This is a genomic window from Hahella sp. CCB-MM4, assembly GCF_002260525.1.
GTDB lineage: Bacteria > Pseudomonadota > Gammaproteobacteria > Pseudomonadales > Oleiphilaceae > Hahella.
On sequence record NZ_MRYI01000079.1, the window covers coordinates 1 to 476 of the forward strand.

At 62.4% G+C, this 476-nt stretch carries 1 protein-coding gene; it reads left to right on the top strand.

Annotation, left to right across the window (positions count from 1 at the left end; translation table 11 throughout):
* Nucleotides 1-354 (top strand): helix-turn-helix domain-containing protein (locus BTA51_RS28975; RefSeq protein WP_141215716.1); only part of this gene is annotated, 354 nt, incomplete at its 5' end.
* Nucleotides 355-476: the final 122 nt, after the last annotated feature.

Sequence of the window (476 nt, forward strand, 5' to 3'; positions counted from 1 at the left end):
CGCCTGGTGGAGATGCCCATCGGCGAACTCGATGCGGCGCGGGAATGGATGCTGCTGCTCGGTGGCAAGACCGCGCGCGAGAAGATCGCCAGCCTGATTGCCATCATTGCCCGCCGCGATGCCTCGTTGAAGATGCAGAAGAGCGAGGGCCGGGTGGTCGTCGACCTGCCGCTGACGCGTGAGGCGATGTCGGAATATCTGGGCCTGACGCTGGAAACGGTCAGCCGTCAGATCAGCGCCCTGCGCAAGGACGGCATCATCGAGGTCGAAGGCAAGCGCCACATCACCATCCCCGATTTCGATCGTCTGATCGAAGAGGCCGGCGATGACAGCGATGGCGGTTTCCTCGTCTGACACAGACGCCAAAGGAATCGCCGTCCCGTTAACCGAGTCGCAATGCCTGGCGGTGGGTCACAACCGGCAGGATGAGTCGCGCCGCTGTCCTGCGCGCAGTGGTTAAGGATTCAGTTTTACAG